At 63.6% G+C, this 14,449-nt stretch carries 18 protein-coding genes; 2 read left to right on the forward strand and 16 right to left on the reverse strand.

Annotation, left to right across the window (positions count from 1 at the left end; genetic code table 11):
* Position 1 precedes the first annotated feature (1 nt).
* Entirely contained in the window at positions 2-181 is a 180-nt protein-coding gene (locus tag IB236_RS17435; protein ID WP_192421593.1) for a hypothetical protein, read from the forward strand.
* Positions 182-185: 4 nt separating this feature from the next.
* Here IB236_RS17435 and IB236_RS17440 read toward each other — a convergent pair whose 3' ends face one another.
* The 14 genes from IB236_RS17440 to IB236_RS17505 all read right to left on the reverse strand — a co-directional run bounded on the left by IB236_RS17440 (position 186) and on the right by IB236_RS17505 (position 10,979).
* A complete protein-coding gene (locus IB236_RS17440) occupies positions 186-965 on the reverse strand; it encodes a hypothetical protein (protein WP_192421594.1) in 780 nt (259 codons plus the stop codon).
* A 71-nt stretch (positions 966-1,036) separates the two neighbouring features.
* Entirely contained in the window at positions 1,037-1,492 is a 456-nt protein-coding gene (locus IB236_RS17445; protein WP_192421595.1) for a hypothetical protein, read from the reverse strand.
* Complete coding sequence (locus tag IB236_RS17450; protein WP_192421596.1) at positions 1,489-1,824, reverse strand: hypothetical protein; 336 nt, start codon at positions 1,822-1,824, stop codon at positions 1,489-1,491. Before IB236_RS17450 ends, IB236_RS17445 begins: the two co-directional genes overlap by 4 nt.
* Positions 1,825-1,832: 8 nt before the next feature.
* The gene (locus tag IB236_RS17455) at positions 1,833-2,225 is read right to left on the reverse strand and encodes a hypothetical protein (protein WP_192421597.1); all 393 of its coding nucleotides are present in this window, start codon (positions 2,223-2,225) and stop codon (positions 1,833-1,835) included.
* A gap of 2 nt (positions 2,226-2,227) precedes the next feature.
* A complete protein-coding gene (locus IB236_RS17460) occupies positions 2,228-3,166 on the reverse strand; it encodes a major capsid protein (protein ID WP_192421598.1) in 939 nt (312 codons plus the stop codon).
* Between the two features lie 39 nt (positions 3,167-3,205).
* Entirely contained in the window at positions 3,206-3,574 is a 369-nt protein-coding gene (locus tag IB236_RS17465) for a capsid cement protein (protein WP_192421599.1), read from the reverse strand.
* 44 nt (positions 3,575-3,618) lie between these two features.
* Positions 3,619-4,983, reverse strand: a complete 1,365-nt coding sequence (locus tag IB236_RS17470) for a S49 family peptidase (RefSeq protein ID WP_192421600.1) — start codon at positions 4,981-4,983, stop codon at positions 3,619-3,621.
* Complete coding sequence (locus IB236_RS17475) at positions 4,980-5,300, reverse strand: hypothetical protein (protein WP_192421601.1); 321 nt, start codon at positions 5,298-5,300, stop codon at positions 4,980-4,982. The genes IB236_RS17470 and IB236_RS17475 overlap by 4 nt, the downstream gene beginning before the upstream one ends.
* A complete protein-coding gene (locus tag IB236_RS17480; RefSeq protein ID WP_225581225.1) occupies positions 5,297-6,880 on the reverse strand; it encodes a phage portal protein in 1,584 nt (527 codons plus the stop codon). The genes IB236_RS17475 and IB236_RS17480 overlap by 4 nt, the downstream gene beginning before the upstream one ends.
* A gap of 14 nt (positions 6,881-6,894) precedes the next feature.
* Positions 6,895-7,143 carry a hypothetical protein gene (locus IB236_RS17485; protein WP_192421602.1) on the reverse strand — a complete coding sequence of 83 codons (249 nt, stop codon included), beginning with the start codon at positions 7,141-7,143 and terminating at the stop codon, positions 6,895-6,897.
* Positions 7,140-7,874 carry a hypothetical protein gene (locus IB236_RS17490; RefSeq protein ID WP_192421603.1) on the reverse strand — a complete coding sequence of 245 codons (735 nt, stop codon included), beginning with the start codon at positions 7,872-7,874 and terminating at the stop codon, positions 7,140-7,142. Before IB236_RS17490 ends, IB236_RS17485 begins: the two co-directional genes overlap by 4 nt.
* A gap of 245 nt (positions 7,875-8,119) precedes the next feature.
* Positions 8,120-8,353 (reverse strand): hypothetical protein, encoded by a 234-nt coding sequence (locus IB236_RS17495; protein WP_192421604.1) that lies wholly within the window; start codon positions 8,351-8,353, stop codon positions 8,120-8,122.
* A 41-nt stretch (positions 8,354-8,394) separates the two neighbouring features.
* Positions 8,395-8,910, reverse strand: coding sequence for a hypothetical protein (locus IB236_RS17500; protein ID WP_192421605.1), 516 nt, complete (start codon positions 8,908-8,910; stop codon positions 8,395-8,397).
* Positions 8,910-10,979 carry a phage terminase large subunit family protein gene (locus IB236_RS17505; RefSeq protein ID WP_192421606.1) on the reverse strand — a complete coding sequence of 690 codons (2,070 nt, stop codon included), beginning with the start codon at positions 10,977-10,979 and terminating at the stop codon, positions 8,910-8,912. Before IB236_RS17505 ends, IB236_RS17500 begins: the two co-directional genes overlap by 1 nt.
* A gap of 71 nt (positions 10,980-11,050) precedes the next feature.
* Here IB236_RS17505 and IB236_RS17510 point away from each other — a divergent pair, with 71 nt between their 5' ends.
* On the forward strand, positions 11,051-11,602 hold the full coding sequence (locus IB236_RS17510; RefSeq protein ID WP_192421607.1) for a hypothetical protein: 552 nt from the start codon (positions 11,051-11,053) through the stop codon (positions 11,600-11,602).
* Between the two features lie 74 nt (positions 11,603-11,676).
* Here IB236_RS17510 and IB236_RS17515 read toward each other — a convergent pair whose 3' ends face one another.
* Positions 11,677-12,264 carry a hypothetical protein gene (locus IB236_RS17515; RefSeq protein ID WP_192421608.1) on the reverse strand — a complete coding sequence of 196 codons (588 nt, stop codon included), beginning with the start codon at positions 12,262-12,264 and terminating at the stop codon, positions 11,677-11,679.
* Between the two features lie 512 nt (positions 12,265-12,776).
* Positions 12,777-14,240, reverse strand: a complete 1,464-nt coding sequence (locus IB236_RS17520) for a DUF5906 domain-containing protein (protein WP_192421609.1) — start codon at positions 14,238-14,240, stop codon at positions 12,777-12,779.
* Positions 14,241-14,449: the final 209 nt, after the last annotated feature.

Here is a 14,449-nt window from a genome sequence, read left to right on the forward strand (position 1 = left end):
GATGAAGGGTTTGGTTTGGTGCATTGCCCTGGTGGGCGCTGGCATTCCGCTGGCCCTGCTGGGCCTGCTGGTGGATTCGGAGCGCCTGATGGCGCTGGGTGGCGGGGCCATCGCCACCGTGGTGGTGGGATGGCCCGTGCTGGTGCTGATGGGCGCCGTACAGACGTCTGTACGGCGCTGACCCATCAGGTAGAAGCGCCTGGCAGGCGGATCTCGTAACCCTCGGTCTTCCCGGGCGGAGTGACGATCTTTCCGCTCAGCGTGATGCTGGAGAAGTCGGAGCCCAGGAAGTCGAACCCGTTGTTGGAGCCCAGCACGCACTCGTGAACGTCGGCTTCCACAGGCGATCCGTCCACCATGTTCTGGCCGTCGAACTGCACCTGGCAGCGCACCTGGGTAACCCGGCCACCGAGGATCTTCTTTCCGTCCACCGCGCCGTAGTTTCCGGTCACCTTGACTACTGCTGCGGCGGCTGGTGCCCCTGCTGCTGCCGAGTGAAAGCGCACCAGACCACGCAGCCAGTTAACTTCGTAGTGCGTGCCAAGGTCGTAGGTGACAGTGTCACCAGCGTTGGTGATTTCAAAACCCGTATCGCTGATCGACCGCTTACCCAGCGGCAGCCATTGGTCGAGTGCAGTGATCGTGAGGTCTTGCGCGGCAAAGCTGCCAGAGGCTTGGGTGAGGTTCTGCACCAAGCCCTGGAACTGCATGGCGAGCGCTTCCACAGTGGCTGCGGACAGCTCGATGGTCAGCTCTGTGGGCTTGGGCAGCACAACAGAGGCTCGGGCCTGGCCGTAGTCGAGGTGGGAACGCGACTCGCTGGTCTTTTCCTCGAAGTTGGGCTTGATCTCGAACTTGTCCGCGTCAAGCGCGTCACCGAAGCCGTTGAAGGCCAGGGTAAGCGTATTCCACATGTTCAACTTCACAAGGCCTGCGGCCAGGATGGCACGTGCGGTTGTAGTCATGGTCATTTCCCTTCAGAAACGAAGAAGCCCGCACAGTGGCGGGCCTCGGGGTGGTTGATTCGATGCGGGTATCAGCCCGGATCGCGGTAATCGAGCGTGAACAGGCCGAGCACCAGTCCGCCTCCCACGTCGAGGTTTTCAAGACGGTAGAGCACGTCGCCTTCGACAAGGCCACGGCCCTCGATCTGCACCAGCTTGATGATCTCCGGCAGACAGTTGCGGATGACGCGTTTGGCGGCGCGGTAGTCGGTGTGGGCGCCCTCCCGGTCATTCGTGGTGCGGTTGATGACCCCCACCGTGAACCCGTAGGTGCGCTTTTGCGACTGACCCGGCTGCGCGATGGGCTTGTCGGCCTGATCTTCGAAAAAGACGATGCGGCTACCGGTCTGCAGGTCGCTGGCCCGCTTGGGGTTGTCCAACACCGTGGCACCGTCGAGAGCCTGAGCCGCGCGCAGCGCTGCGACGATAGCCGCACCGATGGCGAAGGGGGCGCCCTGTGGCAGGGTGTCGGGCTTGAGCGTGCTCATGGCGACACGCTGCCGAGCAGCGCCTCCATCTCCATGCCGTCGTTCACGCGCCGGGGGTTGTCCAGCACGCGAAACCGGGCGCCTGCGGCGATGTTGAGGGCTGGGATAGCCTCTTTGGCCATCAGCACGTCATCAGCGCGGACATCCTGCGTGACAGGCATCTGCACCTTGCGTGTGGCGGCGATGGTTCGGCCATCCAGAGCCTCTTCATCGACCACCCCGAAGATCAGCACCACATCCACGTCAGCGACCGATGGCCGCTGGCGCGTGAAGGTGTTGGCGAAGTCGGGGCCGTAGAACACGGCGGCCATGTCTTCTTCGAGATCCAGCATGGCAGTGGTCAGCCCTGCGCGCTGCTGTTGCCAGCGCCCGACTGCTCAGCGGCCTTTCGGTCGGCATCGGCCTGCTCGGCGACCAGGCGATCAGCTTCGGCCTTTTGGGCGGCCTCGGCTTCTTCCTGGGCCTTGCGGTCGGCTGCGGCTTGCTCAGCCGCCAGGCGCTCGGCTTCCGCATCGGCGCGGCGCTTGCGCTCGGCCTCTGCTTTTTCCACAGCCCTGCGTTCGGCTTCCGCCTTCTCGGCCGCCTTGCGGGCGGTTGAGTCGTCGGCGCGCGGTTGCTCCACGGTGCCATCGGGAAGCGCCTCCGCTTCGGCCTTGGTCAGGTCGATGGAGGCGCCCACCGCGTACTTCTTCCCATCATGTTTGATGGGGCTGCATACGGTGTACTTCGGCATGATCAGGCCGCCGCGTTCTTGAACAGAAAGCCCGCCGTGGCGCCAGCCAGAACCGGCTGATAAGCGTCGGTCACCGGGTAGTACCAGCTGTTGGTGTTGTTTTCCGGGTAGCCTTCCTCGACCATGGGGCGGCCTTCCAGCTGATACGTGTAGCCGTAGCTGGGAGAGCCCATTTCCTGCATGCTCGCGGGGGTGGTGAAAGCCAGGATGGCGTCCTTGCCCCACACGTCCTGGAACTGCGTGCCGTCGTGGTAGACGGCTTCGCCCTCAACGATCTGTTGCAGCTCGAACAGGGCTTGCAGTTGCTGGATCGTTGCGGGTGGACGGTCGCTGGCCGTAGACAGCCGGTCCAACACCTTGGCGTGGGTGCGCAGTGCCGTGAGCACCTTGGGGCCGAGGGTGAGCACGTTGGGCTTTTCACCGATCTTGGAGCGGATGACTTCCTTCGCGTCCATGATGTCGGTGAAAGGGTCGCTGCTGGCGTGGCTCCATTGACTGGTGCCGCTCAGGGTTTCCTTGTTGGAGGCGGCATAGCGTGCGTCGTCGCGCGCCAGGTCGGCGGCCATCTTTTCGCGCTCCAGCGCCATGGTGTTCTGCACGCGACGCACGGCGTTGCTGGACAGGTCGATGCCGGGGCCATTGCTGGCTTCTTCCTGCAACTCATTGGGCACCGCACCTTCCAGCCGGTGGTCCACCAGCGAGTAGTTCTCGCTAGCGTAGCCGAACTGGACCCGTTTCGTGTTTGCGCCGGGAGCGCGGGCGGTGCTGACCAGCTTGAAGTCGTCAGGTCCAAAGCTGAGGATTTTTCCTGCACGCAGCCCCACAGGGACGATGGGGAACAGCACGTTGGCAATTGCGGCCTTCGGGCTGCGGTAGCCGCGCGCAACTGCGGTGAGGATGGGGTCAACGACACGGGCCTGACCGGGGGTTTGTTGTTGCATGTGAATGCTCCTGAAGTTGGGATGAGGGGTGTGCGCCGATCAGGACGCTGCGGAGACGAGACCCGCGCTGGGGACCAGCAGGATCTCAATCGGCTGGCCCGCAGCGGTTGCGGCCTCCATGGCACGACCCACGGGGGACTTGCTGCCTACGGTGAGCGGCACCACACGGCCAGTGGCATCCACCATCAGGGCGGCGTCCTTTGTGATGGCGGCGCCAGACTCTGCGATGGCAGTGCCCTGCACGTCTACGGGCACCAGGTCGCCCGCGCCGCCCGCGCTGGAGCGCGTGACGCCGAAGGCAGCTGCACCAGCTGCAGGGTAGGCCCCGTCTTGAGTGACGAAGCGGCACGCAGCCAGCGCGCTGGCGGCCGTGACTGTGAGGGTGAGGAGGGAAATGTTGCCGGTCATGGCTTGGATCTCCTAAGTGGGGTTACGGGTGGCGGGAGGCGCGATCAGCTCGCGTAACCCAGTTCTTTGAGGGCGGTGACCACGTCCACGCCAGTCTTCTTGGCGTGGGCCTGGGCTTCAGCAGCCATCTGCTGCTTGGTCTTCGCGCCCTTGTCTTCCGGGGCCGCGCTGCCTTTGGCTGCTTCGGGGGCATCGTCGGCATGGGCCTTGATGGCAGCAGCACGCTGATCGCCTTCGGCCTTCAGTACGGCCATGGACGCCTCGGGTGCCGTGGTCTTGCCGTCAAATGCCAGGGTGCCCAGCAGCTTTTCATGGCCGGGAAGGTTGGCACCCACAGCCAAAACGGCCTGAATGCGCTCGCGTTCCTGCGTGGCGCCGAGAGCAGTGAACTCGCCGCGCAATTGGGCGAAGAGGGGCGCGTGGTCCTGCTCGAAAGACGCACGCGTGATGGGAGCTTGGTTTTCACCGGGCATGGTGGTTTCCTTTTCACGGGTTGTGGTTTTGTCTTTGGGCGCAGCACCGGCGCTTGGGGACGGAAGGGCCGCGACCGCAAACACGGCCTTGCGGCGCTGTGCGTACGGGGCGGGGTCTGTGGCCATGCTTTCCACCAGTGCGTCGAGGGTGGAAACACCGTCCACCAACCCCGCATCGATGGCCTGCTGGCCGCGAAACACACGACCATCGGCCATGCGTTCCAGAACTTGGTCTGATGTGGTGTCGCGGAATGCCGCGACCTGATCCACGAACAGGGAATAGACGTAGTCCACGTCAGCCTGGACGATGGCGCGGGCCTCGTCGCTCAGGGGTTCGTTGGACTTGGTGAGGCGCTTGTATCGGCCCGCCACGATGCTTTCCTCGCGAACCGAGCTGGCTGGGTTGTAGGCACGGTCGATGACCACGCCAATGCTCCCGGCCTGCACCGTGGGGCCGCTGAGATACACCGCATTGGCCGCGCTGCCGATCCAGTAGGCGGCACTCGCCAGGGCACCGTCGCTGTGGGTGACGATGGGCTTGATGGCCGACATTTCGCGCACGGCGGCGGCCATCTCAGGCGTGCCGATCACATTGCCGCCAGGGCTATCGATAGCCAGGACGATGGAGCGCACGCGCTGGTCGGCCAACGCGCTTTCGAGCTGCTTGGTTGCCATCTGCGTGCTGAGGCCACCACTGACCTGCATGAACAGGTTGGCCTTGGGCGCGATGATGCCGGACATGCGCAGCACCGCGACGCCGCCAGGCTCCACGGTGTACTGCTGCTGCTCGCTGGAGAGCGGGCGGCCCAGGCGGGCTTCAAGCGCGGGGATGTCGATCTTTTCGCCGCGCAGGTGCGTGGCGTAGATGGCCTGAATCTCGCGCAGCTTGTCGGGCTCGATGGCCCAGGCGCCGGTGATGAGGTCGAGGAGGGTCATGGCCGACCTCCACGCTTGCTGGGCTCTGCTTGGGGCTGGCTGGTAGGCAGCGGCTCGCGACGAACGCCCTCCAGGCTGTCAACGCGCCAACGGAGGATTGCGATCTCTCCCGCCAGCGTGGTGGACTGCGAGTTGCCGCTCTTGACGGTGATCTGCAGATCGCCAACATCCCGCACCAGCTGGTTGACTGAAAAGTACATGCTGATGAGCGCCCACAACACCACCATCACGCCCGAAAGCAAATAGGGCAGAGGGATGCGCAAGTCGATCACGCGGTGGATGCGGTCGGTGGGCGTGGAGCTGGACTGTTCGCTCATGGCTGTGTTACTTCCTCTGTCGCGGGTTTGGTGGTGGCAGGCGCTGCAGCACCAGCCTTGGGCGTAGGCTGCATACCGTTTTTGATGAGGCGGTCATGCTCGGCCAGCTTTTGGCCGTAGGTCTCGTTCCAGTCGGTGCCGAACAGCTCCCACTCGGCACGCTCCCGGGTCATCAGGCGGGCGTCGATGGCGGATGCGTACGCGGCTACCTCGTCCTTGGGGTTGATGGAGCCCATGCTGTCGCCGGGCCATGCGGCGCGGGTGTATGCCCAGCGCAGGAGCGGGTCGGCAAAGAAGCCGGGGGCGGGGATGCGGCCAATGGCGACGGCCTCGGTGAACCAGGTCTCGAACACGGGCTGGCAAAAGCTCAGGCCCAGCCACATGCGCACGCCCCGGAAGTACACCCAGGCATCGAGCAGCGCGGCCTTGCTGGCGCTGTAGCTGCTGTTGAACTGCTTGACCAACAGCTCGTAAGGGATGCTGAGGGCGATGCCCATCTGCTTGATCACCGAGTCGATGAACGGCCCGAAGTTGGGGTTGGGGCGGCCCGGGTTGACCATGTTGGCTTTTTCGCCAGGCGCCAGATCAATCACTGCGCCTGTACCCAAACCCACTTCTTGACCAATACCTCCAGCGCCAGGCCCAGTCGCGCCAAATACCGGGGCTGCGGCATTGCCTGCGGGCGATTCGATGAAGACCGTGAGGTAGGCCGTGACGACGGCGGCCATGATCTCGGCCTCGGTGTACCGGGCGATCTGCTTGATGCAGTCGATGATGGGCGCCAGGTAGGGCACGCCCCGTGGCATGCCAGGACGCAGCTTGCGGAAGTGGTGCAGGATGCGGCGGCGACCGCTGCGGCCTACGAAGTCCACCCACTGGCCCGAGTAGATGCCTTTGGTGTTGAGCCCGGGGATGTAGCCGCCAGGGTGCTGGTCGTACAAAAAGCAGGCCTGGGGAGCGCCACCGTTGTCAAACCGGATGCCGCCTGCCATCTGGGCCGTATCCATGGCGCCCAGCGGGTTGCCGACGCGGTCAGCCTCCAGCACCTGCAGGCGCAGGCGATAGGGCATGGTGGAGGTGCGCTCGCCATCGGGCATGAGGGTGAAGCAATCACCACTCTCCAGCGCGCCGCGCAGCACCAGGGCTTGCTGCTGGTAGAAGTTGAGCGTGCGCTCGATATCGCACTCGGTACTGTCTGCCCACAGGCCGAACTCGGGCTGGACGTAGCGGGCCTTCCACTCGGCGGCCTGGTCAGCCTCCCAGCCCAAAATCTTGAGGCTGGGCTGCGCACTGAGCGCCAGTCCAGTGCCGACCACGCGGTCGACGTTGGTATTGATGGCGCCTGCAGCGATAGGGCTGGTGCGGGACAACTCGCGCGAGGCGCCGCGCTGCGTGGGGAGGTGGCGCAGCGTGTCGAAACGGGCGTCACGCGGGGTGGTGCGCCAGAAGCGACCGCCTGCGTTGCTGGGGCTGGAAGAGGCGCCGTTGCCGTCAAGGCTGGCAGACATTCCAGGCGAAGGGAGCAGCGCATCCAGCCGCTTGAGCATCTCTGCCTGCAGGCGCGCGTGCTGACGTTTCATGCTTTTGTTCATGATCAGCGTGGTCGCAGGTAGGTGACGCGACGTGCGCCGGACTGGGCTGCCTGCAAGGTGGCGATCTCGGCCTGCGTAGCCTTGATGCCAGCCTGCACCTGTTCAAGGTCTGCACGGCGGTTGCGGCGGGCGGTGCCGCCCTGCCCCACCGTGTATTCCTGCGACTGCAGGATGCGGGCCTCTGCCGCCAGGTAGTTGTCCAGCCGCTGCTGCGCCAGCTGCAGCGGGGTGAGTGGAGGCGTCGTGCTCATGCCCGGCCTCCGCGTGCCACCATGGCGGCCATGGCTTTCTGGAACTCGGGCTGGAAGCGCTCCAGAGCAACGCGCTGCACCACGCCGGTGAAGTCCAGGCGCTTGCCGTAGGTGGGTGCATCGTTGGTGAACACGAACAGCGCGCGGATGCGCTGGCCCTCACGGCGCCAGATGCCGTCTGGGCGATTGCCGCCGTTGGGCTTGCCGACGAACAGGTCGTTTGCCAGCTTGCGACCGCGCCCAGCCTTCTGGCCCTTGGCGCCCACACCGCCGCGAATGTTCTTGAGAGCTGCCAGGATGGTGCGTACCTCGGCGCCCTTCACGTTGCCGTTGGCGTCCAGCGATAGGCCCTTGCCAGGCATGGCGAACTGGCCTGCACCCAGCACACCGGCGTACCGCATGGCGGCCTCGGCACGCTTGTGCTTGCGGCCACCGCCTTCGACCTGTGGAAACAGGAAGTTCTCGGGCGCCACACCTGCAGCGCTGTTCTTGACCATCACCCGCGCACTCAATGTGTTTTTTGTCGCGGGCTCAATGCGCAGCGAGTTCAGGGTGTAGGCCACGGGGTTGCCGAACACCGAACGCATCTCGGCGGGCAGCTCGATCTTGGCCGCGTGCTGCGCGGTGCGCGTGAGCGCCGTGGATGCGGCGTACGGCACGATGCGAGCGGGCACGTCACGCACCGATGCAATCACATCGGCCATGTTGCCGCTGCGGCGAATTTCAAGCATGTATGGAAGCCCCAAAAGAAAGCCCCCGGAGCCTTTCGGCTGCCGGGGGCATGCTGCACAACAGAGCGCTGTGGTTGGTGTGGTTTCAGGCTGGCGGAGTTTTGAGACCTACCTGAATTGGGGTCAATTTTGGGCCAAAGTGTCACCTGTTGGCGAGCCCTATTTTGTCACCTGTGGAGGTGACAAAATAGGAGTTGACTGCGCTGGATTTCGATGTTGAGTGAAGCAAGAAGCGGCAATGCAATCTATGCGTGATCCTGCCACTTGTCGAAAACGACTTTGTGTTCTTCAACGTACTTCACCGTTTTGAGAACCTCATTGATCGACTCCCGGAGAACTGCAGCCCCATCCACACCAGCCTTTGCCGCAGCTTGTGCAGTCTTTTCGCCCGCAGCTGCAGCTAACACTCCTCCAACTTGGATTTTTGCAGCAGCAATTGTTGCTGCCGCAGTAAGGATTGCATCTTTACTTAGGGGCATCTCTATCCTCTGTAGCACCACGACAATGTGGAATATCAATCTTAGCCAGTGAACTTGCGCTCATCAGGAACGAAGTGGGGAAGCGCTTCACGTGCTGCTTGGTTTCCCGCGAGGATGCCATTCGAGGCCATCCGAAGGCGACGCCTGAAGTCTCTCAGCACCGTGTAAAAGTGCTTGCGCGATATCTGCAGCGCATCCGCCGCGCGCTTGATGGGCCTGATGCGGTGCACGTAGTACAGCTCGAACACGCGCTTGTCGAGTGCGTCGGGCTGGCCCAGGTAGGCAAGGTGCAAGGCCATGATCTCCGGGCTGTTGGCCGCGTCGGGGCCGTTGGGCCGCACGGGCTTAGTGCTGCCGCTCATCTGGCCCAGGATGTTCACGTAGTTGGGCGCGGGCGCATAGAAGCGCCTGGTGCTGCACCAGCTCACCCAGCGTTCGCAGAGATCATCGAGGTCACCGTCTTCCACGGTAGCAGCGGGCTCCTGATCGTCGCTACCAGGGGCGGGCGCTGCGAGGCTGAGGGCTTCGGTGTCGTATTGGTCTTGGGGGTTGTGCATCAGATACCTCTGGAACGAATGCGGCGCCCTACTGGGGCGGGATGGTGAGTAACGGGCGGCACCGTGGTGGGTGCCGGAACGGGAGCAACGGCAGGCACGGGCGCTGACGGCGCAGGGGGTACAGACGTCTGTACGGTGGCAGCGACGGTTACAACGGGTGCTGGTGGCGGCAATGCCGGGGCAGAAGGTGGCGCGAACAGGTCGCCGGTGGGCGGGATGAGCTTGTCGCGCAGCCGCTGCCAGTCGAGCGCGGACCATTTGTGCAGGCCCAGGCGGTAGGCCGTGGCGAGGTTGTAGACCGACAAGTCCAAGGGCTCATTGCGGGCGCCGTTGGGCTTGATCCACTCACGCACGGCGCGCCCTTTGACGTACCGGGTGCGCGGCTGCTCCACCACCAGACCTTCAAACCACTCGGGCGGCAGCTTGTCGTGGAAGTGCATGGCCCCCGGCCCTTCGACCAGGTGGAAGCGGTTGAACAGGTAGTCCTTGGCAACGTCGGTGCCCACCATCCAGCGCTCAACCCCGCCCGGGCGCTTGGTGCCGCCCCAGTCGATGTCCACCTTGCTGGGGGTGCTGCTGATGATGGGTCGATTGGGCCGTGGCGAGCCACCCAGCACCGTGCAGCCCAGGTGCGCGCGGGCCGCACCGTAGTTGTACACATCCTGCGTGTGGTGACCGCCCGCGTCGATGCTGTCGGCGCTGATCATGATGGCGCGCCCGCTGGCGTGTAGCAGCGGGGTACGGCGGATTTCGTCCAGCCGCGCCCAGACGCTGTTGGGGTCTTCTGGTGAGTCGGAGGGCAAGCCGGGCAGCACGATGTAGTCGAGCACCCAGTGCTCCATGCCTGGCCCCCAGGCTTCGATCTGGACTTCGAGGCGGGTGTCTTGGGTGTCGGTGGACATGGTGACCACCAGGGCCTGGTCGGGGATGACGCGGGGCGGATTCGCCTCGGCCCGGTCTTGCAGCTGCTTGGCGGTGGTGTTGGACTCGGTGTTGCGGTAGCTCAGGCCCAGGCGGGTGTTGTAGAACACCTGCATGCCTTCATGGTCGCCACGCGCCAGGCGGTCTTTGGCCCGTGCGTATTGACGCGCCAACGACAGCCAGGTGATAGCACCGATGGGCATGTAGAACGCAGACAGGGTGAAGCTGATCGTTTCACCATCGCCCGTGGACGTTGCCACCCAGCGCGCTTCTCCACCCGCACCGATATCGGGCAGTATCGTGGTCTTGTGGTGTTCATCGATCTCGAAGAAGCAAGCAGGGCACACAAACCAAGCCCGGTCCATGTAGCCGGTATCAGGATCTCGCTCGAAGCGGAAGTTGCCGAGCACCAGGGGGTGGAGGTGCCCGCAGTCTGGGCAAGGAACGTGATATTCCTCCTTGGTGCCCATGTTGAACAGGTCATCGATCTTGCTGAAGCCCTCCACGCTCGGACTGCTGGTGTAGAAGAACTTGCAGTCGTTGGCGTACTGGGTGGCCCGGGCCTCGGCCAGCTCAACCGGGTCGCCTTCGTCGTCCACGTTCAATTCCAGGCGGTCGATCTCGTCCACGTAGATAAACGGCGCCGAGACTTCGGCCAGGTTGGCCGCAGAGCCTGCGGTGTTCATGTACAGGGTGGCATCGCCCAGGAAGTCTTTGGCCTGCACCGTGTTGCGGCTGTCGCGGCTCTTGGCTGCTGCCGCACGCTCGCGCAGCTCGGGCACGTTGCGGATCATCGTGCTGACCCGGGCCGAGAACCGCTTGACCAGGGTGTCGGTGGGCTCCAGCGCCAGGATGTTGCGCGGCCTGCGGTGCATCAGGGCAGCGATCCAGTTCAACGCGGTCTGCGTCTTGAACATCTGCGATGCCACCTTGGCCACCACCCGTTTGCAGGGATGACTGGGCGACAGCACCTGGTGCACACGCCGCGCCGGATAGCTGCGGTCGAAGCGGAACGGCCCTGGCTGGGGTCCGCTCTTGGGCAGGATCATGAACTCCTCGGCCCATTCGTCCACGCGCAGCTCGAGGTCGGGGCGCGCGGCCTCCATGGCGGTGCGAATGACGAGTTCGTAGCCGTCGATGTGGATCATTCCACCTCCAGCATGTGCCACGATGTGAGTATTTGAAACTCAGCATAAGAGGTGTGTGGATGGACTGGAACATGATCTCCGCTTTGGCGACAGCTTCGGCTTCCGTGATTGCTCTCGGAATAGCTACTTTTACGGAGGTGAAACTGAGGAGTTCGGCGAAACGAATGGCCGGATTGCACGCCGCTACATGCCTGGCGCAGTTGAAAGACATCGAAGACAACGCCAGTCGCGTGGCTACCTTTCTTGGGTTTCAGAAGGCGTATGTCGTCGGGTTTCCCAAATTTCCGGTGATGCTCCCGACCAGATGGGAGTCCGCAATTGGTATTTTTGATGCGCACGCACTTGTTCGTCTTGAAGCCTTGCCAAACAACGCCGCGTACAGGGCAGCGGAAGCCATCGGATCGCTTCGCGCAATAGGGGAACAAGTTCGAGAGTTTGAGAGAGGTAACGCAGGCTGGGGTCAGATGGATGCGGGGGTCAGAAAGGAGCATCTCGACAAGTTCCATGCAGTGTTTAACGAGGCTCATGTGACGCTGCGTGCGGCACTTCTGGATTTCCAACGTGCTGCAAGATTGCAAATAAGGCCCTTGTCTCCAGAAGAGCGAGGGTATGTAGTGGACTAGCGTCCGCAGGAGATCAGCTCCTACATGGAGGAGCACGTCCTCAACCTGATCCAAGATAAATTGGGGCGTGCGCATCAACTGATCTCCTTGTTTGGCAACAGCGCCGCCATGCGGGCCTCGAAGCCCTCCAGCGCCTTGCGGGTTTCATCAACGATGACGTGCTCGATCTCGCGGGAGTCTGCAAGTCCGATGCATCGAGGGGCGGCACGCTGGCCGATAACCATCACGGAGTCGCGGAAGGCGCGGACCGCATCGAAGATCCCGCGCTCGACCAATGAGCGCTCCACCAGCAGACCAGCCTCACGGCGGTTTTCTCGCTCCACCCGTTCGTAGTCCGATTTCTCCCGCAGCGTGCGGTAGTCGGCATATCCAGGCGTCGATGCGGCACCCTGAGCCGAATCCGGACCGCCAGGGGGCGTTTCTCCATCCAGCAAGGGGGAGCCGGCATTGCTTGCAACAGTGCCCGCCGTGCGCTTGCTGTCTGCCCGGGCGCGGGTGTTCTTCGCCCACTGGATATCCGCCACTTCGGGATCGATCAACTTGCGCCCGTTTGGCTGCTGGATGGCGGTAATCCGGCCCTCCTCGATTGCCTTGCGCACAGCCTTTTCATCGCAGTCACGGTGGCGCGCATAGGCAGCAATGGTGATGAGCCGCACAGCCATCGGACTATTTCCCCGAAACCGGACCAAACCCCGGACTTTTCCCAGCGCCAGCAACTAGCGCGCGCGCGGGGGTCGAATTACCCCCATGAGCGACGGCCCCGGGAGTACCTACAGGGGGGGTAGACAGTGGCGATACCACGGACGCGGCTGTGGTGGCCGAGAGCGCTGCGCGCACCGCGACCAGAAACCTGAGCCGGGTCAGCATCGACTGAAGCCCTCGCACTTTGATTTCAACCATTCCCTTTTCCTTTTCTTCTTTCAAAAGAACAAACCGAGTTACGCGCTTACACGCACGCGTAACACCACAACCCGCGCCACGCCTAGCGAGTTACGCGATTACGCGTTTACGCTGCACACGCACACACATGCATGCACGCACACACGCGCCCGCCTGCATGCCTGCGCACATACACACACGCGGGTGGCGTGTAACCGCGTAATCGCGTAACTCCCCGCGCCAGTGCTAGGTTTTGCCGTTACGCACTCGCGTAACCGTGTAACTGCGTGGGCGCTCATTCACTTCCTCCATCGGCATCGCCGCCATCGTGGGAGGGGGAGCCCGACCCATAGCCGATGTACTTCTTGAGCGCCTTGTCAAAGTCGCTGACCGAGCTGGTGGCCCACTCCCCCTCCGTCATGGCCACGTCGTCAGGCCCCGCATCCGGCTTCTTCAGGACAGGCTCAGAGACCAGCAACATGCGCGTGGTTTTCTTGACCTCACCCGGCTTAGCCACATTCATGGGCTTGATACGCACGGGCCTGCCCTGCCCCTCGGCAAAGCGGGTGAGCGTGGGCGTGAACTGATTGCGCTTGAACGGGTAGCGGTCGCCAGTACGCTGGCACCACTTGAGGTAGGCCGCATACGACTGATCCACAGCGCAGGCCTGGTAGGGCAAGTCCAGCTCGCCACTGGCCCATTCAGCCCAGAACTGCTCAGGGCTCTTGCGGTTGATCTCGATCAGCGCCTCCTTCGCCGCCGTCATGGGGGCGGGCGAGTAGGGATGGAAGCCATCGAGGGGATAGGTCAGCAGGAAGTGATAGAACGCCTCAGCGCCCCCGTTGTCCCGCCACTCACCCAGCTTGCGGTAGTAGTCCGGGTCTTTGGCCCGGGGCGTGTACACCACCAGATAGCGCCGGTCCGAGTTGTCCAGCGCCAGGGGCTGCAGCTCGTTCGAGAGGAACACAATGTTCATCTGGTTCTTCTCTTCCCGACGAGCCAGGTTCTTCGGGTTGATCTGCACCGTGGGCGAGGTGATGAGCGCCTTCAGACGGTTCTTGTTGTGCACCAGCTCAGCGCGGCTGGACACTTCATCGCCCACTACAAACATCTTGCAGCTGCGCCAGTCGTTGAACTTGTCCTCCAGCTCATCCTGGCCCACCAGGGCGCCGTACTTGCCATAGATCGCCACCATGATGTCGAACAGGAAGTTCTTACCGGCGCCCTCATCACCATGCATCACCACCGCCGTGCGCAGCTTCGCGCCAGGGTGCTGCAGGGGGTAGGCAAGCCAGCACAGCAGCCAGTGCATGATTTCATCGCACTCGGCGTCATGCTCTGCCGCCCGGCTGGTCAGGTAGCGCACCAAGTCAAGGATCGGGTCCACGTTGCCCTCCTGGGGCACCATGGCCATCCCGTCGTACAGGTTGACCGTCGTCTCCGGGTCGCAAGTCATGGTGGGGTCAAACACCACGTCATCGAGGCGCACCGTGCGCCGCCGCTCGCTGGACTTCCACATGCGCACCATGTCGGCGCCATGGGCGTGGCCCATGTTGGCGATCTTCATTTGCAGGCGCTCGCTGCCATCCCAAACGGTGTCCGTGCCATAGATCAGCACGAAGTGCTCGACCAGGTGGTTGAACTTCCCCCAGTCGATGGTCTTTTCCTTCTTGCGCCCCTGCACCGGCTTATCACCCGCAGCGTCATCTGCTGGAGGCTCAGCAGGCTCCCCGGCGTCACCACCCCCATCCCCCGACATGCGCGCAGCTGCGCTACTTTGGGGGAGGGGGGGCGGGGCCGAGCTGGGGCCAGCGCCTGTATCAGTAGATGCAGCACCACCGCCCTGCCCCTTGCCCGCGCCAAAGTCCACGCGAACGACAGAACTATCGTGCGGCGCTGGCGCGCCGGGGGCAACGTGCGACTGCAATGCTTCGCTTGCAGTCGGTGCGGGCTCCACCGCCCCGCCCT

The organism is Acidovorax sp. ACV02, assembly GCF_014851475.1.
Lineage (GTDB): Bacteria > Pseudomonadota > Gammaproteobacteria > Burkholderiales > Burkholderiaceae_C > Acidovorax > Acidovorax delafieldii.

What these genes read in the sequence shown, in the direction of transcription:
- IB236_RS17435 (WP_192421593.1), top strand. Translation starts at nt 2, where the DNA reads ATGAAGGGTTTGGTTTGGTGCATTGCCCTGGTGGGCGCTGGCATTCCG.
- IB236_RS17440 (WP_192421594.1), bottom strand. Translation starts at nt 965, where the DNA reads ATGACTACAACCGCACGTGCCATCCTGGCCGCAGGCCTTGTGAAGTTG.
- IB236_RS17445 (WP_192421595.1), bottom strand. Translation starts at nt 1,492, where the DNA reads ATGAGCACGCTCAAGCCCGACACCCTGCCACAGGGCGCCCCCTTCGCC.
- IB236_RS17450 (WP_192421596.1), bottom strand. Translation starts at nt 1,824, where the DNA reads ATGCTGGATCTCGAAGAAGACATGGCCGCCGTGTTCTACGGCCCCGAC.
- IB236_RS17455 (WP_192421597.1), bottom strand. Translation starts at nt 2,225, where the DNA reads ATGCCGAAGTACACCGTATGCAGCCCCATCAAACATGATGGGAAGAAG.
- IB236_RS17460 (WP_192421598.1), bottom strand. Translation starts at nt 3,166, where the DNA reads ATGCAACAACAAACCCCCGGTCAGGCCCGTGTCGTTGACCCCATCCTC.
- IB236_RS17465 (WP_192421599.1), bottom strand. Translation starts at nt 3,574, where the DNA reads ATGACCGGCAACATTTCCCTCCTCACCCTCACAGTCACGGCCGCCAGC.
- IB236_RS17470 (WP_192421600.1), bottom strand. Translation starts at nt 4,983, where the DNA reads ATGACCCTCCTCGACCTCATCACCGGCGCCTGGGCCATCGAGCCCGAC.
- IB236_RS17475 (WP_192421601.1), bottom strand. Translation starts at nt 5,300, where the DNA reads ATGAGCGAACAGTCCAGCTCCACGCCCACCGACCGCATCCACCGCGTG.
- IB236_RS17480 (WP_225581225.1), bottom strand. Translation starts at nt 6,880, where the DNA reads ATGAAACGTCAGCACGCGCGCCTGCAGGCAGAGATGCTCAAGCGGCTG.
- IB236_RS17485 (WP_192421602.1), bottom strand. Translation starts at nt 7,143, where the DNA reads ATGAGCACGACGCCTCCACTCACCCCGCTGCAGCTGGCGCAGCAGCGG.
- IB236_RS17490 (WP_192421603.1), bottom strand. Translation starts at nt 7,874, where the DNA reads ATGCTTGAAATTCGCCGCAGCGGCAACATGGCCGATGTGATTGCATCG.
- IB236_RS17495 (WP_192421604.1), bottom strand. Translation starts at nt 8,353, where the DNA reads ATGCCCCTAAGTAAAGATGCAATCCTTACTGCGGCAGCAACAATTGCT.
- IB236_RS17500 (WP_192421605.1), bottom strand. Translation starts at nt 8,910, where the DNA reads ATGCACAACCCCCAAGACCAATACGACACCGAAGCCCTCAGCCTCGCA.
- IB236_RS17505 (WP_192421606.1), bottom strand. Translation starts at nt 10,979, where the DNA reads ATGATCCACATCGACGGCTACGAACTCGTCATTCGCACCGCCATGGAG.
- IB236_RS17510 (WP_192421607.1), top strand. Translation starts at nt 11,051, where the DNA reads ATGATCTCCGCTTTGGCGACAGCTTCGGCTTCCGTGATTGCTCTCGGA.
- IB236_RS17515 (WP_192421608.1), bottom strand. Translation starts at nt 12,264, where the DNA reads ATGGCTGTGCGGCTCATCACCATTGCTGCCTATGCGCGCCACCGTGAC.
- IB236_RS17520 (WP_192421609.1), bottom strand. Translation starts at nt 14,240, where the DNA reads ATGTCGGGGGATGGGGGTGGTGACGCCGGGGAGCCTGCTGAGCCTCCA.